Raw genomic sequence first — 24486 nt, forward strand, 5'->3', positions numbered from 1 at the left:
ATATATTATTTTCCGATAAACATTTGAGTCCAGTAGTTACCATCAGCATCATGGCCCACACCTATATGAGTAAAGTTGCTGCTCATGATGTTTTTGCGGTGTCCCTCACTGTTCATCCATGCTTTCACTACTTCTTCAGGTGTTTTTTGTCCCATTGCAATGTTCTCACCGGCTGCACGATAGTCAATACCAAAACTGTTCATCATATCAAACGGAGAGCCGTATGTCGGACTAGTATGAGAGAAATAATTCTTTGTCTGCATATCGTTAGATTTTTCCCTTGCCACATTGCTTAATTCAGCATCGGCTGTTAAGGCAGGAAGCCCCGCTTTAGCTCTTTCCTGGTTAGTCAAATCCACTACTTGTCTTTCAAACTGACTGAGTGATCCACTTGCATCTTCTGCCGTTTGCTTAGGCTGTTCTGCTGGCTGCTGCGGTGCCGCAGGAGCTGTGCTTTCAGGTGCTGCTTCTTTTGCAGCTGGTGTCTCTGCTGAGACAGGCTGTTTTTCTTTTGCTGGCTGTTCTTGAGCCGGTTTGCTTGTTTGCTGCTGATTTTTCCACTGTATATTATATTTAGACATAATTTCCTGGATCCACTTATTAAGTTCATCTTGGTTTCCAGAGAATTGATGTGTGTGTACCTTTTGTTGGGTTTGAATATCGTTACCGCCTGCCGCTTCAGCATTATTTAAAAAGGGAGCGGCCATTAATGTAAATGCAGTAGCTGTTGAAACGAATAGTTTCTTCTTAGTATTCATGTTGTTCCTCCTCTGAAATGTGGTTGCTGTGTTGCACAACCATCATATCACCGGAGTTTCTGTCATAAACTTGGCTAAAACTGTAAGCAGAAGATTTAAGTTTAGTGATGTCCCTCAAAATCGTATAAAACTCTCATGAACAGTGAGTTTTTGAGGAATCTCAACTTTTAACTCCTATGTAAAAAACAGACAAAGGAACTGAAACTTACCAGGTTTAAAGTATTGACAGACTTTTATAACGATATGTTTTTTTTCAAATATAACAGCAGGTTTTCAATGATTAAAATTTATTGGTATGAACGCAATTCCCCTGCTATCAAGGTGTAATAGTCAATGAGCTTATACTTTTCATCTATTGCTAAGTTAGATTCTGTAATTCTTTTGATTGCAAAATAATACTTTGTTTCTTTATCCACCCGCACCCTGGGGTGGCTGTTTTCATCCTTCAGTTCCCTGATTATTGCTTGTTGCAGGATGGCTGCTGAATCTTCTTCTGCTGATTTCAGCTCGCGGCTTTTCCAGATTTTTTTATATAAACTCAAAAGTTCTTCATAATTGGGCTCCATGCTTGCCTCCCCTTCTATTTAAATGAATATTTTATTGTCCTGCTTCTCATACTAATACTAAATACGAAAGGATGGTGGCATTTCAATGAGCACTCCATACCGATGTCCGAATTGTAAAACCAACCGGTCCCGTTTCAATATTATACAGCAGGTTCCTCAGAGTGTGAAACTGGACCCCGGATCTGGCGAAGTAGTCCAGCAATACGATAACAGCAACCTGGACCCGTTCCACATTCCATATAAAGGACCACAGTATAAAGTTCAATGCGGGGCTTGCGGACTAGTGGAAGATGAAAGGACATTCAAAAAATTTGGTGAAAGCTAATTTATTTAGCTTTCTTTTTTTGTCTGTTTCTTAGAATCCATTCTGGTATGGTGCTGCTATATGGAGGCATTTTTACATCCTGCCCGCTGCTCCCGCTTCAATCTCCTTAAAAAAGCATGATTAGAGAGTAAGTTGCGCCTGTCCATCTATACAGGAGAATCTGTCCTTCGTTGAAAATCCCTGATCCCTCCATTTAAGGCTGTATCCATAGACGCATTTCACCCATCTATAAAAAGGGCTGTTATTCCTGGGCGTGCACAGTGTCTTTGCAGGGTGAATTGCATATGTTAGTAGCATGAAATCTATATTAGGAGGAATTTAGCATGAGCGATGATTCTAAAAAACACCCGAAAGCAATCCCTTCAACTGTTGTCGACCTGCTGATCAGCGATATATTCAGAAAAAATGGCGTAAAAGAAGATGTAGTGAAAGGAAAGCTTTCTGACGAACAAAAAAAATGGATAAAAGAGATGGTTCAAGATTTAAGCGGCCAGGTCGATTCTTTTGTTAATTCTAATGATAAAAACAAAAAGAATAGTAGTTCAGTAGTTTATGACCGCCTTTATCAAGGGCGTCTTTTTATTTTTCAATTCACCGCAAAATGGTTATTTTACTCAGGGAATCTGCACACTCCCTCAGGACAAGTGAATAATAGTATATAGCATACCAATAAAAAGGAGTGTTAATTGATGAACAAAAATTACAGTTACAATAATAGCTATTGCCCTGGAGATCATGAATATGAGAGCCACGGAAGCAGCTATGGTTATCAGGATAAATGTCATGGTAAAGATGATGATTATATCGTCCTTCAAGATGGAACACAGGTTTCAATGAACGACCAGGAATCAGATGAATTGATCTGGATCAGAAACTCTTGCAATGTGTCTGTGCAAACGACGGATACACAAGCTGCGGTTTCTCTTCAAGTCGGTCTTCAACTGGCAATTGCTCTGGTGGTCAGCATCACCGTTGGAGATTCAGATAAAGGCAAGGCGGTTGCTCAAGAACTATTCCAAAAATTCGATGCTGAGCAAACAAACTATCAAAAAATTTATATTGATAATTCCAAGGATGTTAACGTGACAACAACGGATACTGACTTGGCCGTTAATATCCAAGCGTTGCTTCAAGTTCTTGTTGCGCTGGTAGTTAAATTGGATATTCTATAAAAAACTAAAGAGGTGAATTAAAAATGGAAGAAAAAAATGGAGAGCACTAGATCATCACTGTGATGATAAAGGCCATGGAGCAGATGTACAACAAGATGCCGATCAGTACGTTAAAAATGAACAGAAGTCATATGAGTGGATTATCATCAAAGACTCAGAGGGTGTAGATGTACAAACTACAGATACCCAAGCAGCGGTTTCCCTTCAATTAGGAATCCAAGCCGCAATTGCTGCCGTCATCAGTATCACAATTGGTGACTCTGACCAAGGCAAAGCAGTAGCTCAAGATATTAAACAATTCATTAAAACAAGACAGAGCAATAAACAAAAGACCATAATCGAAAACTCCAAGAAGGTAAAAGTGGTGACAACCGACACCGACCTGGCCATCAATATCCAAGCTCTTCTCCAGATCCTTGTAGCAATCGTCGTTAAACTGGATGTACTATAATCATGGCAAAAGACATTCATGAACTTGTCAAACAGCTGCAGGAGATGAATAGTGGATTTCTAAAAAATCTAATGTCGCAGCAGAAGAGAACAAAAAACCAGCGTAAACTACAAGAAGACCTTAAAAAGAATCAAGAATCGTTAAACGAAACTCTGAAAAACAAATTCGACCTTTCGGATAATGATGACTTAAAAAGCTTGCTTGATAAATTGAAGTAAACCTTTTTTACGAGATAGCGCTGAAACCCAATTATAAACTAAAAGACCATCCTGTCCCAGGGATGGTCTTTTGCATTTACGCTTTCAGTGATTGAGATTCCTTCGTTCTGCCATCATCTTTCACAGGTTCTTCTTTATTCGTCATCCGCAAAGGAATTTCCTTCAAAAAGAACGTAAGCAGGAAGCCTGCAAACAGGACGAATGCTCCAATCAAGAAAACATTTGTGAGAGAATAGCTCAATGATTCTCTGACTATTTCAATCATTTTTAAAAATACACCTTGCATCTCATCCGGTAAGGAAGCCTGAATTTCCTTCAGCTTCTCTCCATTCATTAAACTTTGGGGACTTTGCAAACTCTGCAATTGTACCGCTGCTTCAGGCGGCAATTCTTCCAGATTCGAACTGCTCCTTAATTTGGCAAGTTCCTGATTCATCTTAGAAGACATAGAATTATTCATGACAGTTCCCATTATGGCAACTCCAACCGTGCCGCCTATCTGCCTGAACAACTGTGTAGCTGCTGTGGCAACTCCCAAGTACTCATGCTGCACTGCGTTTTGAACAGTTAAAGTAAAAACAGGAAAGCTGAGGCCAAGACCTGTACCCACAATAATCATATTGATAACCGCTGTTGTATTGGTCGTTGCGGTACCCATGAGTGAGAGCGACGCCAAACCGCTTCCCATTATAAACAACCCGGTCAATGCGATTAATTTATATTTTCCAGTCTTAGTAATGAGCTGGCCTCCAATAGCTGATGCAAATACCATACTCAATGTCATAGGCATCATGACAAACCCCGATTTCGTTGCTGAAGTCCCTATAACTCCCTGAATAAAGAAAGGCATATACATAATTGCCCCGAACATGCCTGCCCCAAGAATGAACCCAATAGCATTAGAAAGGGTGAAAATTTGATTCTTGAACAGATGCAGAGGAAGAACAGGGTTTGCAGCGCGTCTTTCTATTCCTATGAAAAAGATCAGTGAGGCTGCCGTTACTGTAAACAAGCCGATGATTTGGAAGGAAGCCCAATCAAAATCATTTCCTCCCCATGTAAAAGCCAATAATAAAGGAATAATGGTAAGGGACAGCATGATAGAACCCAGATAATCCACTTTCCTTCTTTCCTTAACAGGTTGAGAAGGAAACAAACGCCAAATCATTAGAAAGGCAACCAATCCAAAAGGAAGAAACACCCAGAATACCCAATGCCACTCCGCATTATCAACTATCCAGCCGCCAAGCGTCGGTCCAAAAACACTTGCCAAGCCAAATACACCACTCATAAGCCCCTGCCATCTTCCCCTTTCCCTCGGTGCAAATAAATCGCCTACAGCCGTAAATGCTGTGGACATGATCATACCGGCACCAAATCCTTGGATTCCACGGAAAGCAATCAGCTCTATAATGGATGAAGATAAACCATTAAGGAATGACCCTGCAGTAAAAACGCCTATTCCAATCAAGATGAAGGGTTTTCGCCCATACATATCGGACAACTTGCCGACAAGAATGGCTGTCACAGAAGAAGTCAGCATAAAGATGGTAAAGACCCAGCTGTAGTATTCAATCCCCCCCAACTCAGAAATGATGGTTGGAAGAGCTGTCCCGACAATCGTCTGATTCAAAGCGGCAAAAAGCATTGCCGACATGATGGCCAACATGATTAATAATTTCTTTTTCGGCTCTAAATGTTCCATATTGCAGCCCCCTGTATTAATTTATCTTATAAATATTTAACCTCGTGAACCTTTTAACATAAGGAAAAGGGTAACTTTCTGCACTGAGAAAAGTTAGCCCTTCTATTTCTGCCATTATTTAGTTCTATATAATTTGGTGAATAAGTAAATTAATTGCTGAATTTCATCCTGGGAAAAAGTATTGAATTTCTCCTGAAAGTACTCTACTTTTATTTGCAGGCACTTCTTTAGGATTTCACTTCCCTTTTCAGTAAGAGCCAGTTCAACCACCCGGCGGTCAGCAGAGGATCTCTTCCTCGTAATATATCCTTTTTCGGAAAGATTATCAGTGACACTTGTTATGTGGCTTGCAGAAACATCCATCTTCTTCGATATATCAGATGCTTTCATATCACCGTGTTCTGAAAGGTATTTTAGCACAAGCAGTTCTCCGCTGGATAAATACTGTCCATACAGTCTTGTGATATCCTGTTTCATCATCCGGAATACATTACGGAATAATTCTTCTAATTGAAACATTTCACTATTCAATAATATCTTACACCTTTCAAGAAGAAAAATAGTTCACTCGGTTAACTATTTAATCTTACGATAAATATATCGCAGGGTCAACCATTTTCGTTTCTCTCCAACTCTTTTAGTTCGTGCGTGATCATTGCTTCATTAAGGTTTTCTCCTATAATGACAAGTGTCCTTGGAAGGTTCATATCTTCCGGCAGCAGGACCGGCATTCCATAAGAGTATTGAAACATGAAAGGATATTTTCTTCCAGTGAAAGGAATGTATCCTTTCATCCGATAAATCGTTTCGGGGAGTCCCCTAAGCCATTCTTCAAAATCTGTTTGGGAAACAGGTCCGGTAAAATGATGAACATGAGCGCGTAGGTTCAGTTGATGACCTATGGCACTCTTTTCCCTCTCCCCTGCCGCAGCTTGCCCCTGAAGTTCAAACACGCTGGATGAAGATACCTTGCTATAATTCGTCATGATCAGCTTAGCGCCAGGATTCAACTGCTGGATTTCAAAAAGGGCTTTCCCTTTTTCCATTTCAGTCAATAAATCTTCTTTATTGAAAATAAGAAGATGAGCATGACGTATTTGTTCCCTCATTAACTGAAGCACTTGAGGGCTGTAGGCCCCTCTTGACACCCATTGTTTCCCGTCCACCACTGTAATGATTCCTTTAAAATGAAAGCGATCAGCGAACAGCGGCGACATAACGGCATCAACCACTTCAACGGGGTGGGCTGCACCTGTCGTTTCTATAACCAGCACATCGAATTCATCCTGAAACAGAAGTTCCTGCAGCTGAGACTCCAATTTATCCTGTATGGAACAGCAAATGCATCCATCAAGGAGTTCCTTTAAGGGCGTATCTTCTTCAACTTCCTGCGAATCTATGGAAACACTTCCCAATTCATTCATTAATACAGCCGGCTTTAAATTTTTTCTTTCAGCGCAGCAATCACATTCTTCAATAAGGTCGTTTTCCCGCTTCCTAAAAACCCAGAAAGCAGATAGACATCTTTTTTCATCATAATCTTCCTTTCAATCCTTCTTAGCCCATTCTAGTCGAAGAAAGCGGGCATTACAATCGTAAGACTCTATTTGATATAATGAAAACACCTAAGGAGGTCGCTGTATTGCTGAATTTAACAGGAGAACGTGTTATCCCTGAAATGATGGACCCAATGAATGGAATGCTTCTTGAACACCTGGCAAGATATTACTTCGCTATGGAATATGCAAAAGGAAGAGTTCTGGATATTTCATGCGGTACTGGATATGGATCAAAAATCATTGCTAAAGCCCGGAAGGCTTTCCTTGATGAAATTATTGCCGTAGATAACCACGAAGAAACGCTGCAATATGCGAAAGCGAAACATTACCATCCATTAATTCAATATCTAAAGATGGACGCGGAAGACCCGAAGCTTCCAGGAACACTGGGGCAGTTCGACTTGATTATCAGTTTCGAGACTATTGAACATTTGGCCCGCGAAAAAACGTTCACAGATAATCTCTATCATATGCTCAAGCCAGGAGGCACCCTCATACTATCCACTCCGTTTGGAGCTGGGCGAGGGCAGCCGACGAATGAGAAATTCCACGTCCATCAATTGACTGAAAAAGAATTCATTGATTTATTTGATGATTATTCTGAAAAGGCATTCTACTATCAAAGAAGTGTTCTAGTCGAACCTAAAAGAGAAGGAAAACGTTATCCTTTTGGCATAGCTGTTTGTAAAAAATAAGTTCTTTTCATATGAATTGCTGATTAATAGTGCATTCTAAGTATTATGTATAGTGACAATTAAAGAGCACGAAAATTTATGTTAAAAGTCCAAGAAAGATACCCAAGAGCCTTCAACCTTCATATCCTTGGGGGTCACAGGTAAGGTTATGATTTAAGAAGAAGCTTCTAAAATACAGTCGAGGGTTTCAGGTGCCTCCCGGGAGCAGTACGAGGGACACCTGAGAGCCGTTTTTCGTTGCTTAGTGTCACTCACGAACGATTTGAAGGGCAGCTGGAGGCTATTTTTGGTTTCCAAGTATCTCTCGGGCAGGTTTGAAGGACACCAAGAGGCCGTTTTTTTGTTGTTGGGTGTCTCTCGGGAGATGCTTGAAAGATACAAGAAAACTTTTTTTGCCAAGTGTCTCTCACCACATCACCAAAGATTTTAGATAGGCTTTTCTAAATAAGTTCTTAATCTACTTATGAAATCCTTCAGTTTTCTCCACCCAAGAACTTTACTGCCGCCTCAGCATTCGCTTCTGCATCCAGTTCCAAAACAAGACCGTCATCCTTGGTGATAACATTTTTGTAGGTATCCTTTACCGGAATTCTTAGAGAGTCAAATGATTCAAGCGGACTAAGCATGGATGTTACACCTAGCTTAATCAAATCATTCAGAGCAAGATCTGTTTCAACGGCCTTTTTTCCTTCTTTCATAAGGCTGGATACTGTCTTGATTCCACCGCCCTCTGTCAGCTGCTTCGTTATAGCATGCTGGACGACTTCCATGACCTCCTGCTGTCTTCTTACCCTGCCAAAATCACTCTCGCTATCTTTGCGGAATCTCACATAGTTCAATAGCTGCTGTCCATTCAAAACCTGCTTGCCTGGTTCCATATCCCACTTCCAGTAATTGATCATCTCGGCCGGCACCTCCATTTCAATCCCCTTTGGAAGCACTTTATCAACAATCGATACAAATCCTTGAAAATCGATTGTTAGGGTTCGGTCTGTTCTGACATCGAAATTCTCTTCAATCGTCTCTTTTAAAAGCTTGTCCCCTCCCCAAGCATATGCATGATTGATTTTACTTTTGCCATACCCGGGGATAAAAACGTATGAATCTCTCATAATGGACATTATTTTAGCTGTTTTGGATTCTGAGTTATATTGGGCAATCATAATCGTATCGGCCCTGGATGCTTCATTTCCCCGCTGGTCGGATCCAATGATCAACACATTCAACGCTTTCTTTTCTTCAGCAAATAAACTGATGCCATCTTTTTGATTTTCTTTCATTTCAATGCTGGTTATATTCTCTGGTTTTTCTGTTAATATCATATTCTCACCATTCTCAGCTGCTTCTTCTTTTTCGATCCAATTGTCAGAGCAGCTGTGAATGAGCAAAACGCAAACTGCTAGTTGAAGTATCCTTCTAATGGATTTCAATCAATACACCTTCTTTTAAAATGGCTCTTTTCGTACTTTATTGCTATAAATCATGAACCTCGTAAGTTAACACCATCACTCACCGGAATTATCCAGGTTAGCAAGAAATAAAGAGCTGCACCCTTCCTTTTGAGAGAAAAACTTAGTATACGGGGTGAAATCACGGTTCAGGGATCTCTCCAAAAGCAACAAAGAAACATGATGATGGTATCATTGTAGGCTGGAGAAAAGCAGTCTATACAAAAAAACTTCAATAATAATTGTAGTTCGTGTACTTTAATTGAAGATCAACCCCATTAAAAAACCGGTTTACAGGAAACCACCTGTAAACCGGCTGTTTATAGACAGTTAGTTCAGTTTTTCGGAAAGAACTTCAACTGCCTTATTCACTTGTGTATCATTTTTCTGAATGAGGGTTCTCATATTTTCCATAAGTTTAAGGATGCTTTCGCTGTTCAATGTTCCTGTGACTTCCAGGTCTTCTGCTTCCTGGAACTCCCTCACAGCTTCTGTTGTCTGGTCATCGAAGAATCCGTCCGTTTTGCCAGGCTCATAGCCAGCAGCTTTCAGCATTTCTTCTGCAGCCTTCACCTGATCGGACAAGTCTGACTCTTTAAGCTCCTGATCTGGATTGATGTATGGAAGTTCTGCATAAGCAGGCAGGGAAACTTCATGATCCGGTTTAATGCCTTTTTCATGAATCCATGTTCCTTCTGGTGTCAGCCATTTTGCCGTAGTGAATTTCATGTTGGATCCATCAGTAAAGTTTTCGGAAGTTTGAACGGTCCCTTTTCCAAATGAATTAACGCCAACCAATGGGATATCAGAGGATTCGCTGACAGCGGCAGCCAAAATCTCTGAGGCACTCGCGCTGCCCTTATCAATCAATACTGTAACAGGAATATCGATTTTTTGTCCGCCTTCTGCGGCTATAGTTTCTTTATTCCCTTCACTATCTTCCACTTGCAGAAGGAGATCACCCTTTTCTACAAACAAGGAAGAGATTTTGATTGCTTGGTCAAGCAGTCCGCCTGGATTTTGACGAACATCAATGATCAGGCCTTTCATGCCTTCAGCCTGCATTTCCTCTAAAGCATTTGTAAGTTCAGTGTAAGTATCATCTGAAAAACTGGTTATCTGGACCTTAGCTATGCCATTATCCAGCATTTCTGCATACACGGTTTCAATAGGGATTTCGTCTCTTGTGATCGTTACCTCGGTTGATTCTTCAGTTCCTGGACGCTGGATGGTCAAAGTAACCTTTGTCCCTTTTTCTCCCCTGATTTGAAGAACTGCATCCGTTACACCAACCCCCTGGATACTTTCTCCGTCAACTTCAAGGATTTTATCATTCGGACGCAATCCTGCTTTCTCTGCGGGAGACCCTTTAATTGGAGACACTATCGTAATATTTCCATCCTTCTCCTGTATCTCAGCGCCTATTCCCTGGAAAGATGAAGTAATGCTTTCTTCAAACCTTTTTGCTTCTTCTTCATTCATATAATCTGAATAAGGATCTTCGAGGGAATCAAGCATTCCATTAATAGCACCGTTAACAAGTTCCTCTTGTTTCAAGTCCATGAAATAATCATCGTTTAATGCATCATAAGCTTCATACAGCTTTTGAAATTCATTTCTTTCCTGCACCCCGACATTCACCGCTTTTTCATCGCCAAATGCCAGGGCAAAGGTCGTTATGCCCGCTGTTGCGAATACCAAAACGAAGATTAACATGACAAATTGAAATTTACGGATTTTTATGTATCCGGACGGGTTCTGTTGAGTTGAATTATTACCACTTTGCTGCTGATCATTGTCCATAAACCATCACCACTTTCATTGCATATCTTGCTAGCATATTTTCCTTAGGATAGCATGTTTCTTGAAATTTTAACACTATTTTTACACCCTGCCCATTTTATCAGCTTCTCACATTTATCGAAAGGAAAACCCTTTTCGTGTTTTAGTATGAGTTAAAAGAGCTGTAAAAAAACCAACAGTACTGACTGCCAGCAAAGAATGCAGAAACGAATATGTGCCAATCAAGCTGAACCCCGCAAGCAGCACTAGTGTATCAATTAAAAAAATGATGAATCCGACATTCCATCCTGTACTTTTACCTATGATTTGAGCAAGGAGGTCCGTTCCACCTGTTGCGGCTTCAGCGAGCAGCATGAGGCCGATTCCCACTCCTACAAATACTCCTCCCGCCAAAGCCGCCAAAATAGGAATCATATAAATATTCTCTGAAATAGGCTGAAGCACATCAATCAGAAGCGAAGACAGCCACAAACCATGTATACTCTTGAAAAATAAATTTCTGTCGAGGAAGAAAGCAAGAACATATAGGGGGATACTCAGGATTACTATCGTCAGACCAGGTTTAAGATCAAGCCAATAGTGGCTGATTAAACCTATCCCGATCATCCCTCCATCCAAAAAATGCTGCGGAACAAAAAAAGCATTGATCCCGATGGCCACCAAAAGACTTCCGAGCGCAATTTGAATGTAAACCTTGTACACAACTCCATCCCCCCATATCGTTTCCAAGTATGCGGCCGTCTCCTTATAAGCCTGTACACCTTATTAACATATATGTGAAGAGCAGTGGTTTTATTTATATAAAGCTGTTTTCGCATAAATTGCTGCTTTCGGATATCTCCGGATACTAGAGTTTTTCTCTTTAGCTCTTTTCTTTCATATTTACCAGGATATTTTAGATGAATTTTGGCTGGCATTATTAACCGAATTCATATGTAAAAGCAACAAAGCTCACGAAAAGTAACGGGTTCTGTTTTGAAGGACAAGCTTCTAATTATTCAAAGAAATGGTTGAGTTATTCACAACCAAAAACAATGTCTATTGATTTCCACTCCAGGTGCGTGACTCCGCGGGGCGTGCGGTGAAGCAAAAGTGGAAGCGGCCGTTCAGCGACGTACAGATTTTAGGGCTCTCGCATGAGATAAAGGAATCACGAAGAGCTTAGGCGATTCGATGATGACTTATCGCAAGGAGAGAGACCGAAATCTGCTAGTCGCTGGCCGCTGGAGCTGGATGAGCCTCCTCGGCTTCGCCTGTGGGGTCTCACCTGTGACGCTAGTCCCGCAGGAGGTCACGCACCTTCCGTTCCAATCAAATCATTGCTGACTTTCTATAAATAAATACTCTCCTTTATATTAATATTGGGATTGAAAGTGCATAGGAAATTGTGCCACAAATTTTAAAGAACAAAAAGTTCTGTCATTTGCTATTTGGTTACATTTTGTATTACCAATTGAACAGATCAACCAGCAAGAATACCGTTAAATAAAGGAAAAAGGAGTGTCAAAATCGATGCGATTTGGCACCCCTTTTGACGTGTAATTTTTTTTGCACTCGAAAACAGAACCCGTTACACGAAAAGCTCCTTATGTAAAAATCAAATATCCTGTTCGCCTTGCTTTCCTTATGCAGATATTTTTGTTGGAAGAAACATTTAGATAGTATTTGGCTTCGTTAGATTAAAAATCCTGCTAATCACCGACCAACAGGAAAACATCCATATAAATATAGCCTGGAGGTAGATTCCCCCAGGCCTGTGCTTTGCTAAATCTTTTTAACATTGTTGAAATACTCTTCAAGAGTCCAGTCATTTTCATATATTACCTGAGCAGGCTCTTTTCCAACATATCTAAAGTGCCACGGTTCATATTGATATCCTGTTATGTCTTCTTTTCCTTTAGGATATCTTAAAATGAACCCGAATTGGTGTGCATTTTCTTTCATCCACTTACCTTCTGGTGTATTTTCAAGTTCTATACTGACTTGAAAATCATTGCTCTTGCTGGATATATCCATAGCCAGTCCGGACTGGTGTTCACTGTTTCCTGGCGGCGCTACAGCTTTTACGGCTTTTTCTTCCCCGAATTGCTTGATTTCTCTCTCCAGCAGCGCTTGCTGGTATTGATAAGATCGGTATCCTGAAATGGCAGTCAGATACTGTCCATCTTGTTCGGCGGCAGCAAACATTTCCTCCAATGCCTTTGCGGCTTCTTGACGTATGTAGGCTTTCTCAATATCCTGGCTGCCGAAAACAAAAGGCACCTCTGGTCTTACCAGATCATTGGGTTTGTAATCACCAGTAAGCCCGAATTCTTTATTAACCAGCGCCAAGGTGTTTTCCGGGTTGGTTATCACCTTTTTCCCCTCAACTGTTTGAACATTATTAAAGAACTGAGATTCAAGCTGCAAGGAAGGCGGCACCTCTTCTTCCTCTTGTGCTGGACCATCTTCGCCTGGTGTTTCCTCAGCTTGGGTGTTTCCGTTCTCTGCATCAGTGGTTTCCTGACCATCCTCGTTTATGCCTGGTTCATTTTCCTGCTGGCTATTGTCTGGCCCTTCTTGCTCCTGAGCTTGTTCATTGGAACCAAATAAATCTTTAGTCCAATCCTCAGCCTGCTGACATCCTGAAAGCAGCAGCACCACTGCCGGCACCATGACTAATTTCTTCATTTCTTTCACCTTCTCTATCTTTGTCTAAACCATCATACCATTTCTGATAGAATCTGTAATCCGGGTAAACTTTTCATGTTTTGACTCATCTTCCCTGCTTGTTTAACAGCGCTTTTTTTAATTCAGCCTCATTACCTTAATGTATGTCCGTTTAAGGTGCCGGAATCCTCGGGTAGCAGAAGCGGTCCTGGAGTCAGGCTTCTCCCCCAACAAAACAAAAGCCCTGCCGGATTTCCCGGCGAGGCTTGGGCACATTTATTTAATCGCTGCTTCAAGAGCAACTTCGATCATTTCATTGAACGTTGTTTGTCTTTCTTCTGAAGTTGTTTCTTCACCTGTGATGATGTGATCAGAAACAGTCAGGACAGACAATGCTTTCCGGCCAAATTTGGCAGCCAGTGTATAAAGTGCAGACGTTTCCATCTCAAGTGCAAGGATTCCGTATTGCGCCCACTTTTCATGTTCCGCGTTATCATTGTAGAACATATCAGCAGTGAAGACATTACCTACCTTCAGGTTTAATCCTTTCTCTTCACCTGCATCGTATGCTTTTTTCAAAAGGGAAAAATCAGCAGTTGGGGCATAATCAATACCTTTGAATGTCAGGCGGTTCATTTGAGAATCAGTCGAAGAACTCATCGCCAGGATGACGTCCCTCACTTTAACATCCTTTTGGATTGCTCCGCATGTCCCTACACGAATCAAATTCTGTACGTTATAGCTTTGCATCAGCTCATTGATATAGATAGAGATGGAAGGCACACCCATACCGGTTCCTTGAACAGAAATACGCTTCCCTTTATATGTACCTGTGTACCCGAACATGTTTCTTACTTCGTTGTAGCAGACAGGGTCTTCCAAAAATGTTTCAGCGATGTACTTTGCACGTAAAGGGTCTCCCGGAAGCAGGACCGTTTCGGCTATTTCATTTTCTTTGGCACCAATATGTATACTCATTTAAATTCCTCCTGTTTTGGGGTTGTAAAATCACCAAATTACTCACACCTTAGTTTTCTTCCCTCGGCCAAGGCTATGCATGAACATTGTAAGCTTTTTTACCAATTCATGCAACGAAGACATATCCGGGATAACACAAAGCGAAGTGGCCAAACTAAAATCAAGGAGGGATTACTATGGCTAAAGAAAAAATGAGCAAAAAACTTCGTCAGGCTGTCGATTATGCGAACAACACTAATCCATCTTCGAGGTCGAGAAACCAGCCAGACTCTTCTAAAACAGAAAGATTCAACAGCGGGAGGTAACGAGTATGGGAAAAAAACACCGGGCGCGCATTAACCAACCTAAAAAAATAACCATATTCCCCAAGAGGCGATCATCGCTGAACACGAAGCACACAATAAAGAACATTCTGGCAGCAAACGTAAGAATGGGCCTGGGGACAATATGTAATAAAAAGGCTCATTCGTAAACTTTGTTGCTATATGTGAAAAGATAGCACTAAAATGCATGGGAAATAGCCATGTGAGCACGAGATAAAAGAGCTGCTCTCCGATTAAAGAGTAATAACCTCAGTATCTCCGAAAGAAGCAATTTATGGGAAAACAACCAATAAAAAGAGAAGCTGACCATACAAGGTCGGCTTCTCTTCTTTTTACCAGTCTCTTTTCGGATACTCTGCTGATATTTAAATTGAGCTTCGACCCCCTGATTCACCGTACATTCTTCCCTTAGTTAGAGAAAATTAGTAGTATCCGGGGGAATTTCCGGTTCTTTGGTTTTCCGAAGCATTAAAATATTTGCCGGCTTGTCCATTTCATTATTTTTCCTCTTACATACTATATTAATGAATTCAATGTAGAAAGGAGAAATTTTAATGAGAAAACCGAAAGTATATTCAACAGGTGTACTTAGACGACAGCCTGACGCAGTAACGGTGACAGTCAACCTGATGAATTTTTGTTCAACTGAAGAAGTGTGGGTGGAGGTTTGGGACTGGTCTTCCTATACCAGTCCTCAAAGAATTCCTGTTTTAATAGGTGATAACGATGAAGTTCATTTTCCCTTCTGCCTGCAGCCAAAGAGTCTGGCCGTAATGTATGCGCCCCTCCAAGGAGTTACTTTCTATGAAGTCAGGGTCGTACATGCAGGAGGGAACAATCTAATTGCCAACACATTTGGAAGAAATGTGGACCTTGAGGCCCAGGAAGAAAATACAGTGCTTGATTCCCAATTCATTACCGTCGATCTTGATTGTTTTGGACAGGCTCCTGAATAATTAGATCAAATAAAACCTGGCTCAAATTCGACCTTTTGAGCCAGGCTCTTCAATATCTTTTCATTTCCGCCCACACTTCCAAACACTTCATCTGATAATGACTCTGTTGACTTCCCTCCATCCTCCAGGCTCAAGTCTGAAGTAAAAATGTCCGCGTCTGCCTTCATCAATAAAAATAATATCGCCTGTAGTTATATATCTCCCTTTATAATCACCCGGCATTCGGTCTGGAACATTGAAAAGCCTGAATGTCTGATCCAGGGCTGCCATCCTGTCTTGTGCCGGCACTGCCATGCGGTATACTTTTTTATAACCTTTCCGTTGGCCGAATTGAGGTGTCTGAAAGATCGTGACATCATAGGTTTTTGTGTAAGATTTTGGGCGAATGATTTTTTCAAGCAATGCCATAAGAACCCCTCCATTATTTAGTTCTTATAGAATTAGCTTTTGCCCTTGTCGAATCCTTCATCGTAATTAGACTGCTTTTGTCGAAGAAAGAAAATTAGGAAAATTGATCTAACACTTTTGTGATTTTTTCATCAATTGCCGGGATATCGGAAGCGGAAATCGTCATTTTCACCATCGATTCATCCATTTCCAGAGCTTCGGCCAAGAAACCGCCGAACCCTCTCGCTTTTCGATCCACTTCAAACAGGATGGTCAAGGAAGAAGGGGACTGATTCAGAAATACAACCTCGAGTTCATCCAGCCTGCTGCGGTAAACCCCTGATGCCGGGATAAATTCAAATTCCTGGACAAATGGGTTTCTGCCTCGCAAATGCCTTGGAGCTTGCTCGCAATCTGCTTTCCTCAATTTGAAGCCCAGCCTTTCCAAAGATGTAAAGACCGAGTTTATCATGTCATTAGGCAGAATCTCGATATAATCCTTATCCTTTGGATCAACCGCATTTTTAATATCCAATCCAGTTGCTACCCAAACACGAGTATTTCCGACAGTCACTGGTGTTTCGAAAGGAAGCTCGAAACTTACCGGAAATTGTTTGGTTTCACTTGCTTTTATTACAAAAGGTTCTGATATCTGTACTTTTTCTATACATGCACTGTCCGTGTATTTTTTATCATCAGATTCCCGGATATAGGTGGTATATAACATCAAATAGATAGAATCTACTTCCTGTTCCACATTACCGCCTTTGACCTCCACAATTCCTGATACTCTTTCTCCGCCTGTATAACTCGTTTTTTCCAATTTTGTATCAACTGACGCTGCACCAATTCCGACTGAAGCAAATACCTTATTAAAAAACGACATACAAAACCATCCCTTTTCTATTTGATTTTTTGTATAGCTCTTAGCGAATTAAAACAATTTGGCTCTTCAAAAGCTTTTTCATACTCCCATTAAATGATTACGTTCAGCTTCTTATGAAAGTTTCACACTGGAGTGAATTATTATGGTTATTACGCTGGTACAAAATCTATTCACAACCAAAGAGACGAAGATCCCACTCATGAAAACGAGTGATGTTGAGAAGGTAAAAGAAAGAATTCTTCACAAAGTGAGCAGCCCGCTTGCGATACTTGCTGATGAGCAAGAAATCATAAAGGAAATCAAGAACGAGACTTTTCTGAAAAACGCCAACAATGTTACCAGGACAAAAGCGTATTTGGATTTCTACTGCAGCCACCCTGAGATTCACTGGGCATTTCTTGCTCATATGGTATCAAGAAATGCAGGATACCATATGACAGACTTAAAGGGAGAACTCCTTCCATCCATTATTGAACGGAAAGAAGCAGAAAATTTCTTTTTGTTTCTGGAAAGAGCCAATGCTTATATTTTTCACGATGCCTATCCCCAACTCCTGCTTTACCATCAAAGTATTAAAAAAAGAAGCCTTTGTTTCACCTACTTCCGGCCTTCGGGGTTTCCAGGGCAATGTCCGTTTTCTGGGAGCGATTTTGGCAAGAAAGAGAACCGGTTGAACTCTCACTCTCGTTAATTATCAATGAACAAAACATGCTGCAAAAAAGACTTCTTTCAAAATTGGATGAGGGTTATCTCCAAGAAAAGCTCTTGTTCCTTCTGCAAGACAGGCTTGAGTTGACAACTGTTTTCTTTCCTTATATTAAAAAATTGAAAATCAAACAAACCTATTCCCTTGCCGGTACCAGTGTTTCACACTTTGAAGACCCTCAGAAACGAATTGAAATCGGCAAAAGATTATACAGTATCCTTTTCCTGAAAAAAACAGTCAAACAATCCTCCTTGGAATTCGCTGTGAACACCCCTCACACTGGTTCCAGGAGCGACTACTGGCCCGACAGCTATTCTTCAAGTCCCACCGATGGTAAAAGAATTTTCAGTCCTCTCTTGAAAAGTGTCTGGAAAAACGTCCCTCATACTTTTTTCTCAGAGGACTGGATAAATGAAAGAACGCTCCGGGACCTCGATATCCTTAAAGCCATCTCTATCCCCAAACACTTTGATGTCACGTTACAAGCGAAAGTTTTAGTTAAGTTTTCAGCAAAATTAAAAAATCTTTCAACCCGAACAAGGCTTCCCGTTTAGAGGAAGCCTTCAATATGTAGCGAGACATAAGTTCTGTCTCATATAAAATCAATATTCATCATCGTCCGGATCTTCATCGATGATGCATTTTTCAATTAAATACTCAAATGTAATGTCAGCGATTTCCTCTAATTCTTCTTCTGAGGGTACATACCCTCTGCGAACAAGCTCCTGAAAGAAAAATTCAGCTATTTCTTCCGTATCGATTAACACTTCGATTTCACGCATAGTATCGCCCCCTTGTACTTCAATCTATGAAAATCAAAAGAAAGTTATGCAAGCTGAAAAAAGTTTTCATATCCCTGCTTGGACAAGCATAAAGTGAGGATACAAAGGTGAGGCATATAAATTATATACCTTAAGGAGAGTTGACAATGGATGCGTTGAAAACACTGAAAAGTTTCGTTGAAGAGGATATCTTAAATGATGATGGAGTAATTATTAAAGGTATGGAGTGCTTGCTAAGCTGGATTCTTAAGGCCTTTTTCATTCTTAGCTTTCCAGTGTTCCTTCTATGCTTATTGTAAGGTAATTCCTGATTCTTAAGTTACATCAGAATTCGAATTCAAGTGATTCTTGAGCTGATCTACAATCGAATTCATTTTTCGTTTATATTTTTTATCATTGAAAAGATAGTATAGTGTTTTGTAATCGTTATAATGATCAAGCAGGCGATCGACAATGCTGTCATCCTGATATCGAGGAGAAGGCAGCAATGCTTTATCGTGTTTAACAGGAGTAACAATTCCATATTTTTTAATATAAGTTTCAGCTTGATCATAGTCGGCAATGAGAGTCAATTCGTCTTCATCAGCCTCCAGCCATTCACCATCGTGGATCCTGGTCAATTCATAAATGACATCTTCCCAGGCATCTTCTTTATATCTCCAAATTTCAGTTCGGAAACCAACCACTTTAAATAAATCATTATCATACCCTTTGACTCTGACTAAATCCCCAAACAGAAATCGGTATTCAATATCGATTTGTTCCTGTTCAAGCAAGTATCCATCGTACTCATCCAGCAGCCTTAAACAATCTTCCTTGAAAAGACCTTCACTTTCATTTACTTCATATACATATTCTCCTTCAAGGAGCTTTATATTCGTCACTTTCCCCACTGTCCCATAAATCGTCACCACAACAGTGTCGCCAGCCTTAAATTTCGGTTGTTTTCGCTTGCTCATTTTCTCCCCTCCCCGTTTAATTTATTTGTTATTATCATATGCAAACCCAGAAATAACGCTCATCATTGCAGCCCATTGAGACAAGTTTTTTATTAATCATTTTTCAAAGTAAGAGGATTTTAGAAGATCCTGTCATTGTATATGGCTGTTTTCACAAAGACTTGGCTGTATTAAAAGTAAGGGATTTCCACTCCAGACGCGCGACTCCGCAGGGCGTGCGGTGAGCCTCCTCGGCTTCATAAAAAGCGGAAGCGGCCGTTCAGCGACGTACAGATTTTAAGGCTCTCGTATGAGATAAAGGAATCACGAAGAGCGTTAGCGATTCGATGATGACTTATCGCAAGGAGAGAGACTGAAATCTGCTAGTCGGTGGCCGCTGGAGCTGGATTCGCCTGCGGGGTCTCACCTGCCCGCTAATCCCGCAGGAGATCGCACGCCTTCCGTTCCAATCCTTCTATGCAAAAGGGGGAGGAGAAAATTGCTTTCAAAAGCAACAATCTTTTAGCAAAGAGCCTTGTCTATTGAAGGCCTGCTGGCTGGCAATATTTATAATTATTTTTGGTCCTAAGGAACATTTAACTGGCTGCTCTGTTTGTTCATGCCACTTCTTGAACCTTTATGCCGCTCTATCCTCCCAGAACGCAGCCAAAGTTTTCTCCATAAAAAAAGCCCGCTTTAAGCGGACTTGTCCTCATTGTGTGAGGTCAATATCAATTGAATCGTATATGTTCAATTCAAAGTTTTGATTTTTTTTATGAGTTTAACGGAAACCCTTTCGTCACCTTCCCAATTTACCCTATACTCATCTACCGAAGTAATTTCAGATTGGTACGGTTCATAGTCTTCATACCTCATTAAATCGCGGTTAGCCTTTCCATAATACACCCTTATGGAATGAAATCCGTGGCCTTCATCCGGAAGTGAAGTCATTTCCCTTATTTCAATCCTGTATTGGCCATTTGGAGATTCATTTGATTGAACTGTAGATGATTTAAAACCGGGTACATCTTCTTTAATTACTACAGCCTTCACTTGCTCATCAGTGAAATCAATTTCAATAGTTTCAGGTTGTTGTTCATCGCCGTATAATGTGACATTTGCGGTATCTTCCTGATCCCAATTCACTTCAACATTCGACGAGGAAAGAGTTGAACCGTCATTGCTGATGGCTCGATCCAGTTGTCCCCCTTTGTATTTAATTCTGACTTTCGAGGGTCCAAACCAAAAAGCAGATCCTTTCTCTACGATTTCAATGGTAAATTGATTACTCGGCGAATTGCTTACTTTCAATAGACGTTCCTCGTAATACATCTCATAAAGGAATACTCCCGTAATCAAAACCAATGGCACTATAATCAAAATAACCATCCAAGTAAGACAGCCCCATTTCGCCTTTTTACTATCTGTAGGAAAAGCGTCCTCTTTATTCATTGAATGCTCCTTAAAATCTTTTTCTAAGTATACGTTATTCACTGAAGAAATTACCGCTCAGAGCCCCCCGAAGTTTATAATGTTAATAAAGGTAGATTGATTAACCATAAGGAGTGCAGAATTATTTAATGTTCCACAAAACCCGAGCAAGATAAATAATAAGAACTTTACCTTCCCGGCGGAACAATTAATACAATCAGCCCCATCTCTCTTGGCCATCTGATGTAGTCGTTCCAATACTTCCAACATACCCATGACAGCCCAAAAGAGCAAGCGCCCCTTTTAACCCAGGGCGCTAAGTCCATTCCAGCGGGTACGCACCCTCGCGCGCAGAAGCAGGTTTCAGAGCAGCTGCTTAATGATATCTTTAAAAATATAAAAAAACCGCCTGAAAAACAGGCAGCCGTTTACCCTTTAGTATTTTTCTTCAATCAGGTATTGCTCCCAGGCTTCATCAAAAACCCGCATACTCTCCAGATACAGACCATTCAATTCCAAGTATGAACTGACCTCGTCATAGTCTTCTGCCTGCTTGGGGAAGGCAAGGTCGTCATACACATTATTGGCGAAGGCTGTGAGTTCATCACGATCGGTAGGCTGGCGGTATTTCATCAAGAAGTGGTAGAATGATTTTCTCATAGTAATCTCCTGCCCTGTAATAACTGTTTAGTGTATTTATTGCTTTACTTAAGTTGGTTCTTTTCGTAAGGCTGTTTTCGCAAAGATTGTGGCTGTATTAAAAGTAAGGGATTTCCACTCCTTCTATGAAAAAGGGGGAGGGAAAAATTGCTTTCAAAAGCCAAAATCTTTTAGAAAAGAGCCTTTCGTAAACTTTGTTGCTTTTTAATATAAAGTTGGTAAGATAACACCGTAATTAACCTTAAATATCCTGGTAAGCAAGAAAGAAAAGAGCTACTCACCCCTATTAGAGAGAACCTTAGTATTAGGGGGGAAAATCCGGCTTTTGGGATTTTTCCGTAAGCAACAGTTTATGTGACAACAGCCTTTGTATTAGAATACATAAACAATCAGGAAACGTAAAGAGAAACGGAAAGCCTCATTCAATCAAAACGGAAATAATTTCTTTTGAGTTTCCTTTCAATTTTCATCAAATCCCGATATGAAACCCTCTCTCCAAGCGGCTTTGTGTCTATCAACAGGAGCTGGTCTTCCAATTCGATTGTAACCGCTTCCTCGGTAAACACGATTCCGCACCCGCTGCAAAAAACCTGCGGCGTTCCTGTTATTTCGATTGCCCTTGAACCATCCGGCAATTCCCAAAAAACCGGCCCTCTGCTTCTATATGCTTGTTCTTCCCCGCACCATTCGCACTCAAACCTTTCAATCATCGGCTGAGTCTGCCTTTTCCATTTTTTTGAGCTGTGCTTGGAACTTTTTCTCCTTTAACACATCCCTTTTCTCACGAAAATCTTTCAATGACTTATGTTCTGGATTGGTGACATAATTTTCTCTCCTGTTCTGCCTGTGCAGCCCCTCCGGAACGAGAGTGGATTTCGATTCATTCATGAGTCCTGTAACGCCTATGGACGATTGAAAATCTTTTAATGGATAAATGGAATTAAAGTACTCGTCTGCCTTGCCCGGTGTATAATTTTCAGGTTCCGGATAGGTGGTGATGACCCCTTCGAAGTTCCGGAGAACCACTTTTCCGGCACTCTGTGAAATAAGGTAATTCGGCTGAAGTGCAATCTTGCCTCCCCCGCCTGGTGCATCCACAACAAAGGTAGGGACTGCATATCCCGAAGTATGGCCTCTTAAACCTTCGATGATTTCAAGCCCTTTTGAAACAGGAGCTCTGAAATGTCCGATTCCTTCTGAAAGGTCACACTGATAAATGTAATAGGGACGGACGCGGATCTTCACAAGGTCATGCATCAGTTTCTTCATAATAGGTACGCTGTCATTGATTCCTGCAAGGATGACTGCCTGATTTCCGACAGGAACCCCTGCATCCGCAAGCATCTCACAAGCTTTTTTGGCTTCCTCGGTTATTTCGATGGAAGTATTGAAATGAGTGTTAAGCCATACGGGGTGATACTTTTTCAGGATGCTGCACAGGTTCTCCGTGATTCGATGAGGGAATACTACCGGTGCTCTAGTACCGATGCGGATGATTTCCACATGGGGAATCTCTCTCAGATTCTTCAAGATATATTCAAGAATCTTGTCATTAATCAGGAGTCCATCTCCTCCTGAAAGCAGCACATCCCGGACTTGAGGGGTTTCTCGTATATAATTAATTGCTTCATCAAGCTGTTTCTTTGGCACACCCATTCCTATTTGGCCCGAAAAGCGCCTTCTTGTACAATAGCGGCAGTACATAGAACACTGATTAGTGACCAGAAAGAGCACTCTGTCAGGATATCTATGTGTGAGCCCGGGAACCGGAGAATCTTCATCCTCATGCAGAGGATCCTCCATATCATATTTCGTTTTATGAATCTCCTTTCCTATTGGCACAGACTGCATTCTGATAGGGCAACGGGGATCCTGTTCATCCATAAGCCATGCATAATAGGGAGTTATGTTCAGAGGAATGGTCTTCGTGGAAATCCTGACCCCTTCCTCTTCTTCGGGAGTCAAGTTAATCACTTTTTTCAAATCATCCAGAGTCCTTATTGTATTTGTCAGCTGCCAAATCCAATCATTCCATTGCTCCTCTGTGACATCCTTCCATACTTCTATGTCTTTCCAATGTCTCTTCGGCTTATATAAATCATTCAACATGTGAAGCACCAACCCTTCTCCATCTTTTCACTAGACTGACAGCCCTTCAATGCAATTTTTCAAGCAGATTTCAAGATACTTCTAGGCTATGTTGGGCCGGGAAAAATGGTTTCTGGTTTTGTTATAAGATTTTACCCATCACTTAAATCCTTCCACCAAATGTTCATATCCTCCATCTTGTCGAATATATAACAGTTATTCACAAGCCTGCCCCCATAACGATAACCGAGTTGATTAAAGGCTGCGTTCATTCCGTAAGAAAGCGATCTGGCTATCGTATAGGCACAGTAAATGTGCTGCTTTTCCAGTTCTTCTTCCAGTCCTGCCAACAGCTGTTTCATAAGGCCCCCTCCTCTGAAAGCTGGAAGTGTGGCACAATCAGTCAACTCAGCACATCGAAGACCTTGATCTATTTCAGCAGACGCAGCACTGATGATTTCACCGCTTTTTTCCACAAACAGAAAGACTGTCCCACCTTCAATCGATTTCTGTACATACTCCGGGTCCTGCATGGGTACCGGGTAAACCGGGAAGACCTTTTCATACAGTCCAGCCAGCCTTTCAGCATCCCCTTTACCAGCCTTTTGGAGATTGTAGGAATATAAAGGGTGCTTCTCCTCAGGTTTCAGCTGCTGAACCTCTCCCAAGATCTTGTTGGATTTCTCCCATTCAGAGGAAAGCTTCCTCTCTACAGTCAGGAACTTTGCTAAAAAATAGGCATCACTTCCATGAAAGTATCCTTTAATAAAAGCCTCCAGCTCGTAACCTTTTTCTAAAAAAGCATGCAGATGTTCAGTTTGCGACTTGACGATCACTTTCTCCGCAGCAGAGGCATTTGCTGCTTTATCAATTATTTGATTTACTTCTTCCAACTTCCCAGAATAACTGTCGACCCTTATCCTTTCATTAAAGGAATCGCAATAGATATTGACGACCGCTTTTTTTCCTGTGATTTCCTTGCTGAATTGCATGCTGTTCCCT

27 protein-coding genes and 2 pseudogenes are annotated in these 24486 nt (G+C 41.1%); 10 read left to right on the forward strand and 19 right to left on the reverse strand.

Annotated elements, in window-relative coordinates; translation table 11 throughout:
- Window positions 1-5: 5 nt before the first annotated feature.
- Together B9Z54_RS15830 and B9Z54_RS15835 are read right to left on the reverse strand one after the other, a co-directional pair.
- Window positions 6-758 carry a CAP domain-containing protein gene (locus B9Z54_RS15830; protein WP_113929291.1) on the reverse strand — a complete coding sequence of 251 codons (753 nt, stop codon included), beginning with the start codon at window positions 756-758 and terminating at the stop codon, window positions 6-8.
- 287 nt (window positions 759-1045) lie between these two features.
- Window positions 1046-1324, reverse strand: a complete 279-nt coding sequence (locus tag B9Z54_RS15835; protein ID WP_113929292.1) for a hypothetical protein — start codon at window positions 1322-1324, stop codon at window positions 1046-1048.
- 85 nt (window positions 1325-1409) lie between these two features.
- Here B9Z54_RS15835 and B9Z54_RS15840 point away from each other — a divergent pair, with 85 nt between their 5' ends.
- The 5 genes from B9Z54_RS15840 (at window position 1410) to B9Z54_RS15860 (ending at window position 3490) form a co-directional block, all read left to right on the forward strand.
- Window positions 1410-1649 (forward strand): DNA alkylation repair protein, encoded by a 240-nt coding sequence (locus tag B9Z54_RS15840; RefSeq protein WP_113929293.1) that lies wholly within the window; start codon window positions 1410-1412, stop codon window positions 1647-1649.
- Between the two features lie 323 nt (window positions 1650-1972).
- Window positions 1973-2311 (forward strand): hypothetical protein, encoded by a 339-nt coding sequence (locus B9Z54_RS25300; RefSeq protein ID WP_205207721.1) that lies wholly within the window; start codon window positions 1973-1975, stop codon window positions 2309-2311.
- Window positions 2312-2338: 27 nt separating this feature from the next.
- Window positions 2339-2821 (forward strand): spore coat protein, encoded by a 483-nt coding sequence (locus B9Z54_RS15850; RefSeq protein WP_113929294.1) that lies wholly within the window; start codon window positions 2339-2341, stop codon window positions 2819-2821.
- A gap of 16 nt (window positions 2822-2837) precedes the next feature.
- Window positions 2838-3272, forward strand: a complete 435-nt coding sequence (locus B9Z54_RS15855; RefSeq protein WP_113929295.1) for a spore coat protein — start codon at window positions 2838-2840, stop codon at window positions 3270-3272.
- Between the two features lie 2 nt (window positions 3273-3274).
- Window positions 3275-3490 (forward strand): hypothetical protein, encoded by a 216-nt coding sequence (locus B9Z54_RS15860; RefSeq protein WP_113929296.1) that lies wholly within the window; start codon window positions 3275-3277, stop codon window positions 3488-3490.
- A gap of 76 nt (window positions 3491-3566) precedes the next feature.
- Here the strand turns inward: B9Z54_RS15860 and B9Z54_RS15865 are convergent, their stop codons facing one another.
- The 3 genes and pseudogenes from B9Z54_RS15865 to B9Z54_RS15875 all read right to left on the reverse strand — a co-directional run bounded on the left by B9Z54_RS15865 (window position 3567) and on the right by B9Z54_RS15875 (window position 6729).
- Window positions 3567-5195, reverse strand: a complete 1629-nt coding sequence (locus B9Z54_RS15865) for an MDR family MFS transporter (RefSeq protein ID WP_113929297.1) — start codon at window positions 5193-5195, stop codon at window positions 3567-3569.
- 114 nt (window positions 5196-5309) lie between these two features.
- The gene (locus B9Z54_RS15870; RefSeq protein ID WP_240189958.1) at window positions 5310-5726 is read right to left on the reverse strand and encodes a MarR family winged helix-turn-helix transcriptional regulator; all 417 of its coding nucleotides are present in this window, start codon (window positions 5724-5726) and stop codon (window positions 5310-5312) included.
- Between the two features lie 77 nt (window positions 5727-5803).
- Window positions 5804-6729, reverse strand: a pseudogene (locus B9Z54_RS15875) (CobW family GTP-binding protein).
- 108 nt (window positions 6730-6837) lie between these two features.
- Between B9Z54_RS15875 and B9Z54_RS15880 the strand changes: the two are divergent.
- A complete protein-coding gene (locus B9Z54_RS15880; RefSeq protein WP_240189959.1) occupies window positions 6838-7449 on the forward strand; it encodes a class I SAM-dependent methyltransferase in 612 nt (203 codons plus the stop codon).
- Between the two features lie 473 nt (window positions 7450-7922).
- On the opposite strand, the gene B9Z54_RS15885 is transcribed toward B9Z54_RS15880, so the two are convergent.
- The 5 genes from B9Z54_RS15885 to deoD all read right to left on the reverse strand — a co-directional run bounded on the left by B9Z54_RS15885 (window position 7923) and on the right by deoD (window position 14327).
- A complete protein-coding gene (locus B9Z54_RS15885) occupies window positions 7923-8771 on the reverse strand; it encodes an LCP family protein (protein ID WP_148952888.1) in 849 nt (282 codons plus the stop codon).
- 456 nt (window positions 8772-9227) lie between these two features.
- On the reverse strand, window positions 9228-10700 hold the full coding sequence (locus tag B9Z54_RS15890) for a lmo1851 family serine protease (RefSeq protein WP_113929300.1): 1473 nt from the start codon (window positions 10698-10700) through the stop codon (window positions 9228-9230).
- A gap of 114 nt (window positions 10701-10814) precedes the next feature.
- A complete protein-coding gene (locus B9Z54_RS15895) occupies window positions 10815-11429 on the reverse strand; it encodes a YitT family protein (protein WP_240189960.1) in 615 nt (204 codons plus the stop codon).
- A 1035-nt stretch (window positions 11430-12464) separates the two neighbouring features.
- Window positions 12465-13370 (reverse strand): M15 family metallopeptidase, encoded by a 906-nt coding sequence (locus tag B9Z54_RS15900; RefSeq protein ID WP_113929301.1) that lies wholly within the window; start codon window positions 13368-13370, stop codon window positions 12465-12467.
- A 255-nt stretch (window positions 13371-13625) separates the two neighbouring features.
- A complete protein-coding gene (gene deoD / locus B9Z54_RS15905) occupies window positions 13626-14327 on the reverse strand; it encodes a purine-nucleoside phosphorylase (RefSeq protein WP_113929302.1) in 702 nt (233 codons plus the stop codon).
- A 176-nt stretch (window positions 14328-14503) separates the two neighbouring features.
- Between deoD and B9Z54_RS26225 the strand changes: the two genes are divergently transcribed.
- Window positions 14504-14632 (forward strand): hypothetical protein, encoded by a 129-nt coding sequence (locus B9Z54_RS26225; protein WP_275887815.1) that lies wholly within the window; start codon window positions 14504-14506, stop codon window positions 14630-14632.
- 572 nt (window positions 14633-15204) lie between these two features.
- A complete protein-coding gene (locus tag B9Z54_RS15910; RefSeq protein WP_113929303.1) occupies window positions 15205-15606 on the forward strand; it encodes a hypothetical protein in 402 nt (133 codons plus the stop codon).
- A gap of 87 nt (window positions 15607-15693) precedes the next feature.
- Here the strand turns inward: B9Z54_RS15910 and B9Z54_RS15915 are convergent, their stop codons facing one another.
- Both B9Z54_RS15915 and B9Z54_RS15920 read right to left on the reverse strand, forming a co-directional pair.
- Window positions 15694-16014 carry a YodL domain-containing protein gene (locus B9Z54_RS15915; protein WP_187444273.1) on the reverse strand — a complete coding sequence of 107 codons (321 nt, stop codon included), beginning with the start codon at window positions 16012-16014 and terminating at the stop codon, window positions 15694-15696.
- 94 nt (window positions 16015-16108) lie between these two features.
- Complete coding sequence (locus tag B9Z54_RS15920; RefSeq protein WP_113929304.1) at window positions 16109-16879, reverse strand: sporulation protein; 771 nt, start codon at window positions 16877-16879, stop codon at window positions 16109-16111.
- 199 nt (window positions 16880-17078) lie between these two features.
- Between B9Z54_RS15920 and B9Z54_RS25810 the strand changes: the two are divergent.
- Window positions 17079-18139: pseudogene (locus B9Z54_RS25810) on the forward strand (DUF2515 family protein).
- 48 nt (window positions 18140-18187) lie between these two features.
- Here the strand turns inward: B9Z54_RS25810 and B9Z54_RS15935 are convergent.
- A complete protein-coding gene (locus tag B9Z54_RS15935) occupies window positions 18188-18367 on the reverse strand; it encodes a YozD family protein (protein WP_113929306.1) in 180 nt (59 codons plus the stop codon).
- A 146-nt stretch (window positions 18368-18513) separates the two neighbouring features.
- Here B9Z54_RS15935 and B9Z54_RS24935 point away from each other — a divergent pair, with 146 nt between their 5' ends.
- A complete protein-coding gene (locus tag B9Z54_RS24935; RefSeq protein ID WP_162785256.1) occupies window positions 18514-18666 on the forward strand; it encodes a hypothetical protein in 153 nt (50 codons plus the stop codon).
- Between the two features lie 15 nt (window positions 18667-18681).
- Here B9Z54_RS24935 and B9Z54_RS15940 read toward each other — a convergent pair whose 3' ends face one another.
- The 6 genes from B9Z54_RS15940 to ablB all read right to left on the reverse strand — a co-directional run bounded on the left by B9Z54_RS15940 (window position 18682) and on the right by ablB (window position 24476).
- Complete coding sequence (locus tag B9Z54_RS15940) at window positions 18682-19326, reverse strand: hypothetical protein (RefSeq protein WP_113929307.1); 645 nt, start codon at window positions 19324-19326, stop codon at window positions 18682-18684.
- A 729-nt stretch (window positions 19327-20055) separates the two neighbouring features.
- Window positions 20056-20757, reverse strand: coding sequence for a hypothetical protein (locus B9Z54_RS15945; RefSeq protein ID WP_113929308.1), 702 nt, complete (start codon window positions 20755-20757; stop codon window positions 20056-20058).
- 414 nt (window positions 20758-21171) lie between these two features.
- Window positions 21172-21396, reverse strand: a complete 225-nt coding sequence (locus B9Z54_RS15955; RefSeq protein WP_113929310.1) for a YozE family protein — start codon at window positions 21394-21396, stop codon at window positions 21172-21174.
- A gap of 422 nt (window positions 21397-21818) precedes the next feature.
- Entirely contained in the window at window positions 21819-22106 is a 288-nt protein-coding gene (locus tag B9Z54_RS15960) for a YokU family protein (protein ID WP_113929311.1), read from the reverse strand.
- Window positions 22099-23505 carry a lysine 2,3-aminomutase gene (gene kamA, locus B9Z54_RS15965; protein ID WP_113929412.1) on the reverse strand — a complete coding sequence of 469 codons (1407 nt, stop codon included), beginning with the start codon at window positions 23503-23505 and terminating at the stop codon, window positions 22099-22101. The genes B9Z54_RS15960 and kamA overlap by 8 nt, the downstream gene beginning before the upstream one ends.
- Window positions 23506-23636: 131 nt before the next feature.
- Window positions 23637-24476, reverse strand: coding sequence for a putative beta-lysine N-acetyltransferase (ablB, locus tag B9Z54_RS15970; RefSeq protein WP_113929312.1), 840 nt, complete (start codon window positions 24474-24476; stop codon window positions 23637-23639).
- Window positions 24477-24486 lie beyond the last annotated feature (10 nt).

Source organism: Bacillus sp. P14.5 (assembly GCF_003316765.1).
GTDB lineage: Bacteria > Bacillota > Bacilli > Bacillales > Bacillaceae_B > Rossellomorea.

Excerpts from the sequence above, each read along its gene's own strand:
- B9Z54_RS15940 (WP_113929307.1), bottom strand. The coding sequence starts at position 19,326 with ATGAGCAAGCGAAAACAACCGAAATTTAAGGCTGGCGACACTGTTGTG.
- B9Z54_RS15920 (WP_113929304.1), bottom strand. The coding sequence starts at position 16,879 with ATGTCGTTTTTTAATAAGGTATTTGCTTCAGTCGGAATTGGTGCAGCG.
- B9Z54_RS15890 (WP_113929300.1), bottom strand. The coding sequence starts at position 10,700 with ATGGACAATGATCAGCAGCAAAGTGGTAATAATTCAACTCAACAGAAC.
- B9Z54_RS15835 (WP_113929292.1), bottom strand. The coding sequence starts at position 1,324 with ATGGAGCCCAATTATGAAGAACTTTTGAGTTTATATAAAAAAATCTGG.
- ablB (WP_113929312.1), bottom strand. The coding sequence starts at position 24,476 with ATGCAATTCAGCAAGGAAATCACAGGAAAAAAAGCGGTCGTCAATATC.
- B9Z54_RS15865 (WP_113929297.1), bottom strand. The coding sequence starts at position 5,195 with ATGGAACATTTAGAGCCGAAAAAGAAATTATTAATCATGTTGGCCATC.
- B9Z54_RS25300 (WP_205207721.1), top strand. The coding sequence starts at position 1,973 with ATGAGCGATGATTCTAAAAAACACCCGAAAGCAATCCCTTCAACTGTT.
- kamA (WP_113929412.1), bottom strand. The coding sequence starts at position 23,505 with ATGTTGAATGATTTATATAAGCCGAAGAGACATTGGAAAGACATAGAA.
- B9Z54_RS15830 (WP_113929291.1), bottom strand. The coding sequence starts at position 758 with ATGAATACTAAGAAGAAACTATTCGTTTCAACAGCTACTGCATTTACA.
- B9Z54_RS15885 (WP_148952888.1), bottom strand. The coding sequence starts at position 8,771 with ATGATATTAACAGAAAAACCAGAGAATATAACCAGCATTGAAATGAAA.
- deoD (WP_113929302.1), bottom strand. The coding sequence starts at position 14,327 with ATGAGTATACATATTGGTGCCAAAGAAAATGAAATAGCCGAAACGGTC.
- B9Z54_RS15945 (WP_113929308.1), bottom strand. The coding sequence starts at position 20,757 with ATGAATAAAGAGGACGCTTTTCCTACAGATAGTAAAAAGGCGAAATGG.
- B9Z54_RS26225 (WP_275887815.1), top strand. The coding sequence starts at position 14,504 with ATGGCTAAAGAAAAAATGAGCAAAAAACTTCGTCAGGCTGTCGATTAT.
- B9Z54_RS15935 (WP_113929306.1), bottom strand. The coding sequence starts at position 18,367 with ATGCGTGAAATCGAAGTGTTAATCGATACGGAAGAAATAGCTGAATTT.
- B9Z54_RS15900 (WP_113929301.1), bottom strand. The coding sequence starts at position 13,370 with ATGAAGAAATTAGTCATGGTGCCGGCAGTGGTGCTGCTGCTTTCAGGA.
- B9Z54_RS15910 (WP_113929303.1), top strand. The coding sequence starts at position 15,205 with ATGAGAAAACCGAAAGTATATTCAACAGGTGTACTTAGACGACAGCCT.
- B9Z54_RS15955 (WP_113929310.1), bottom strand. The coding sequence starts at position 21,396 with ATGAGAAAATCATTCTACCACTTCTTGATGAAATACCGCCAGCCTACC.
- B9Z54_RS24935 (WP_162785256.1), top strand. The coding sequence starts at position 18,514 with ATGGATGCGTTGAAAACACTGAAAAGTTTCGTTGAAGAGGATATCTTA.
- B9Z54_RS15960 (WP_113929311.1), bottom strand. The coding sequence starts at position 22,106 with ATGATTGAAAGGTTTGAGTGCGAATGGTGCGGGGAAGAACAAGCATAT.
- B9Z54_RS15840 (WP_113929293.1), top strand. The coding sequence starts at position 1,410 with ATGAGCACTCCATACCGATGTCCGAATTGTAAAACCAACCGGTCCCGT.
- B9Z54_RS15850 (WP_113929294.1), top strand. The coding sequence starts at position 2,339 with ATGAACAAAAATTACAGTTACAATAATAGCTATTGCCCTGGAGATCAT.
- B9Z54_RS15860 (WP_113929296.1), top strand. The coding sequence starts at position 3,275 with ATGGCAAAAGACATTCATGAACTTGTCAAACAGCTGCAGGAGATGAAT.
- B9Z54_RS15915 (WP_187444273.1), bottom strand. The coding sequence starts at position 16,014 with ATGGCATTGCTTGAAAAAATCATTCGCCCAAAATCTTACACAAAAACC.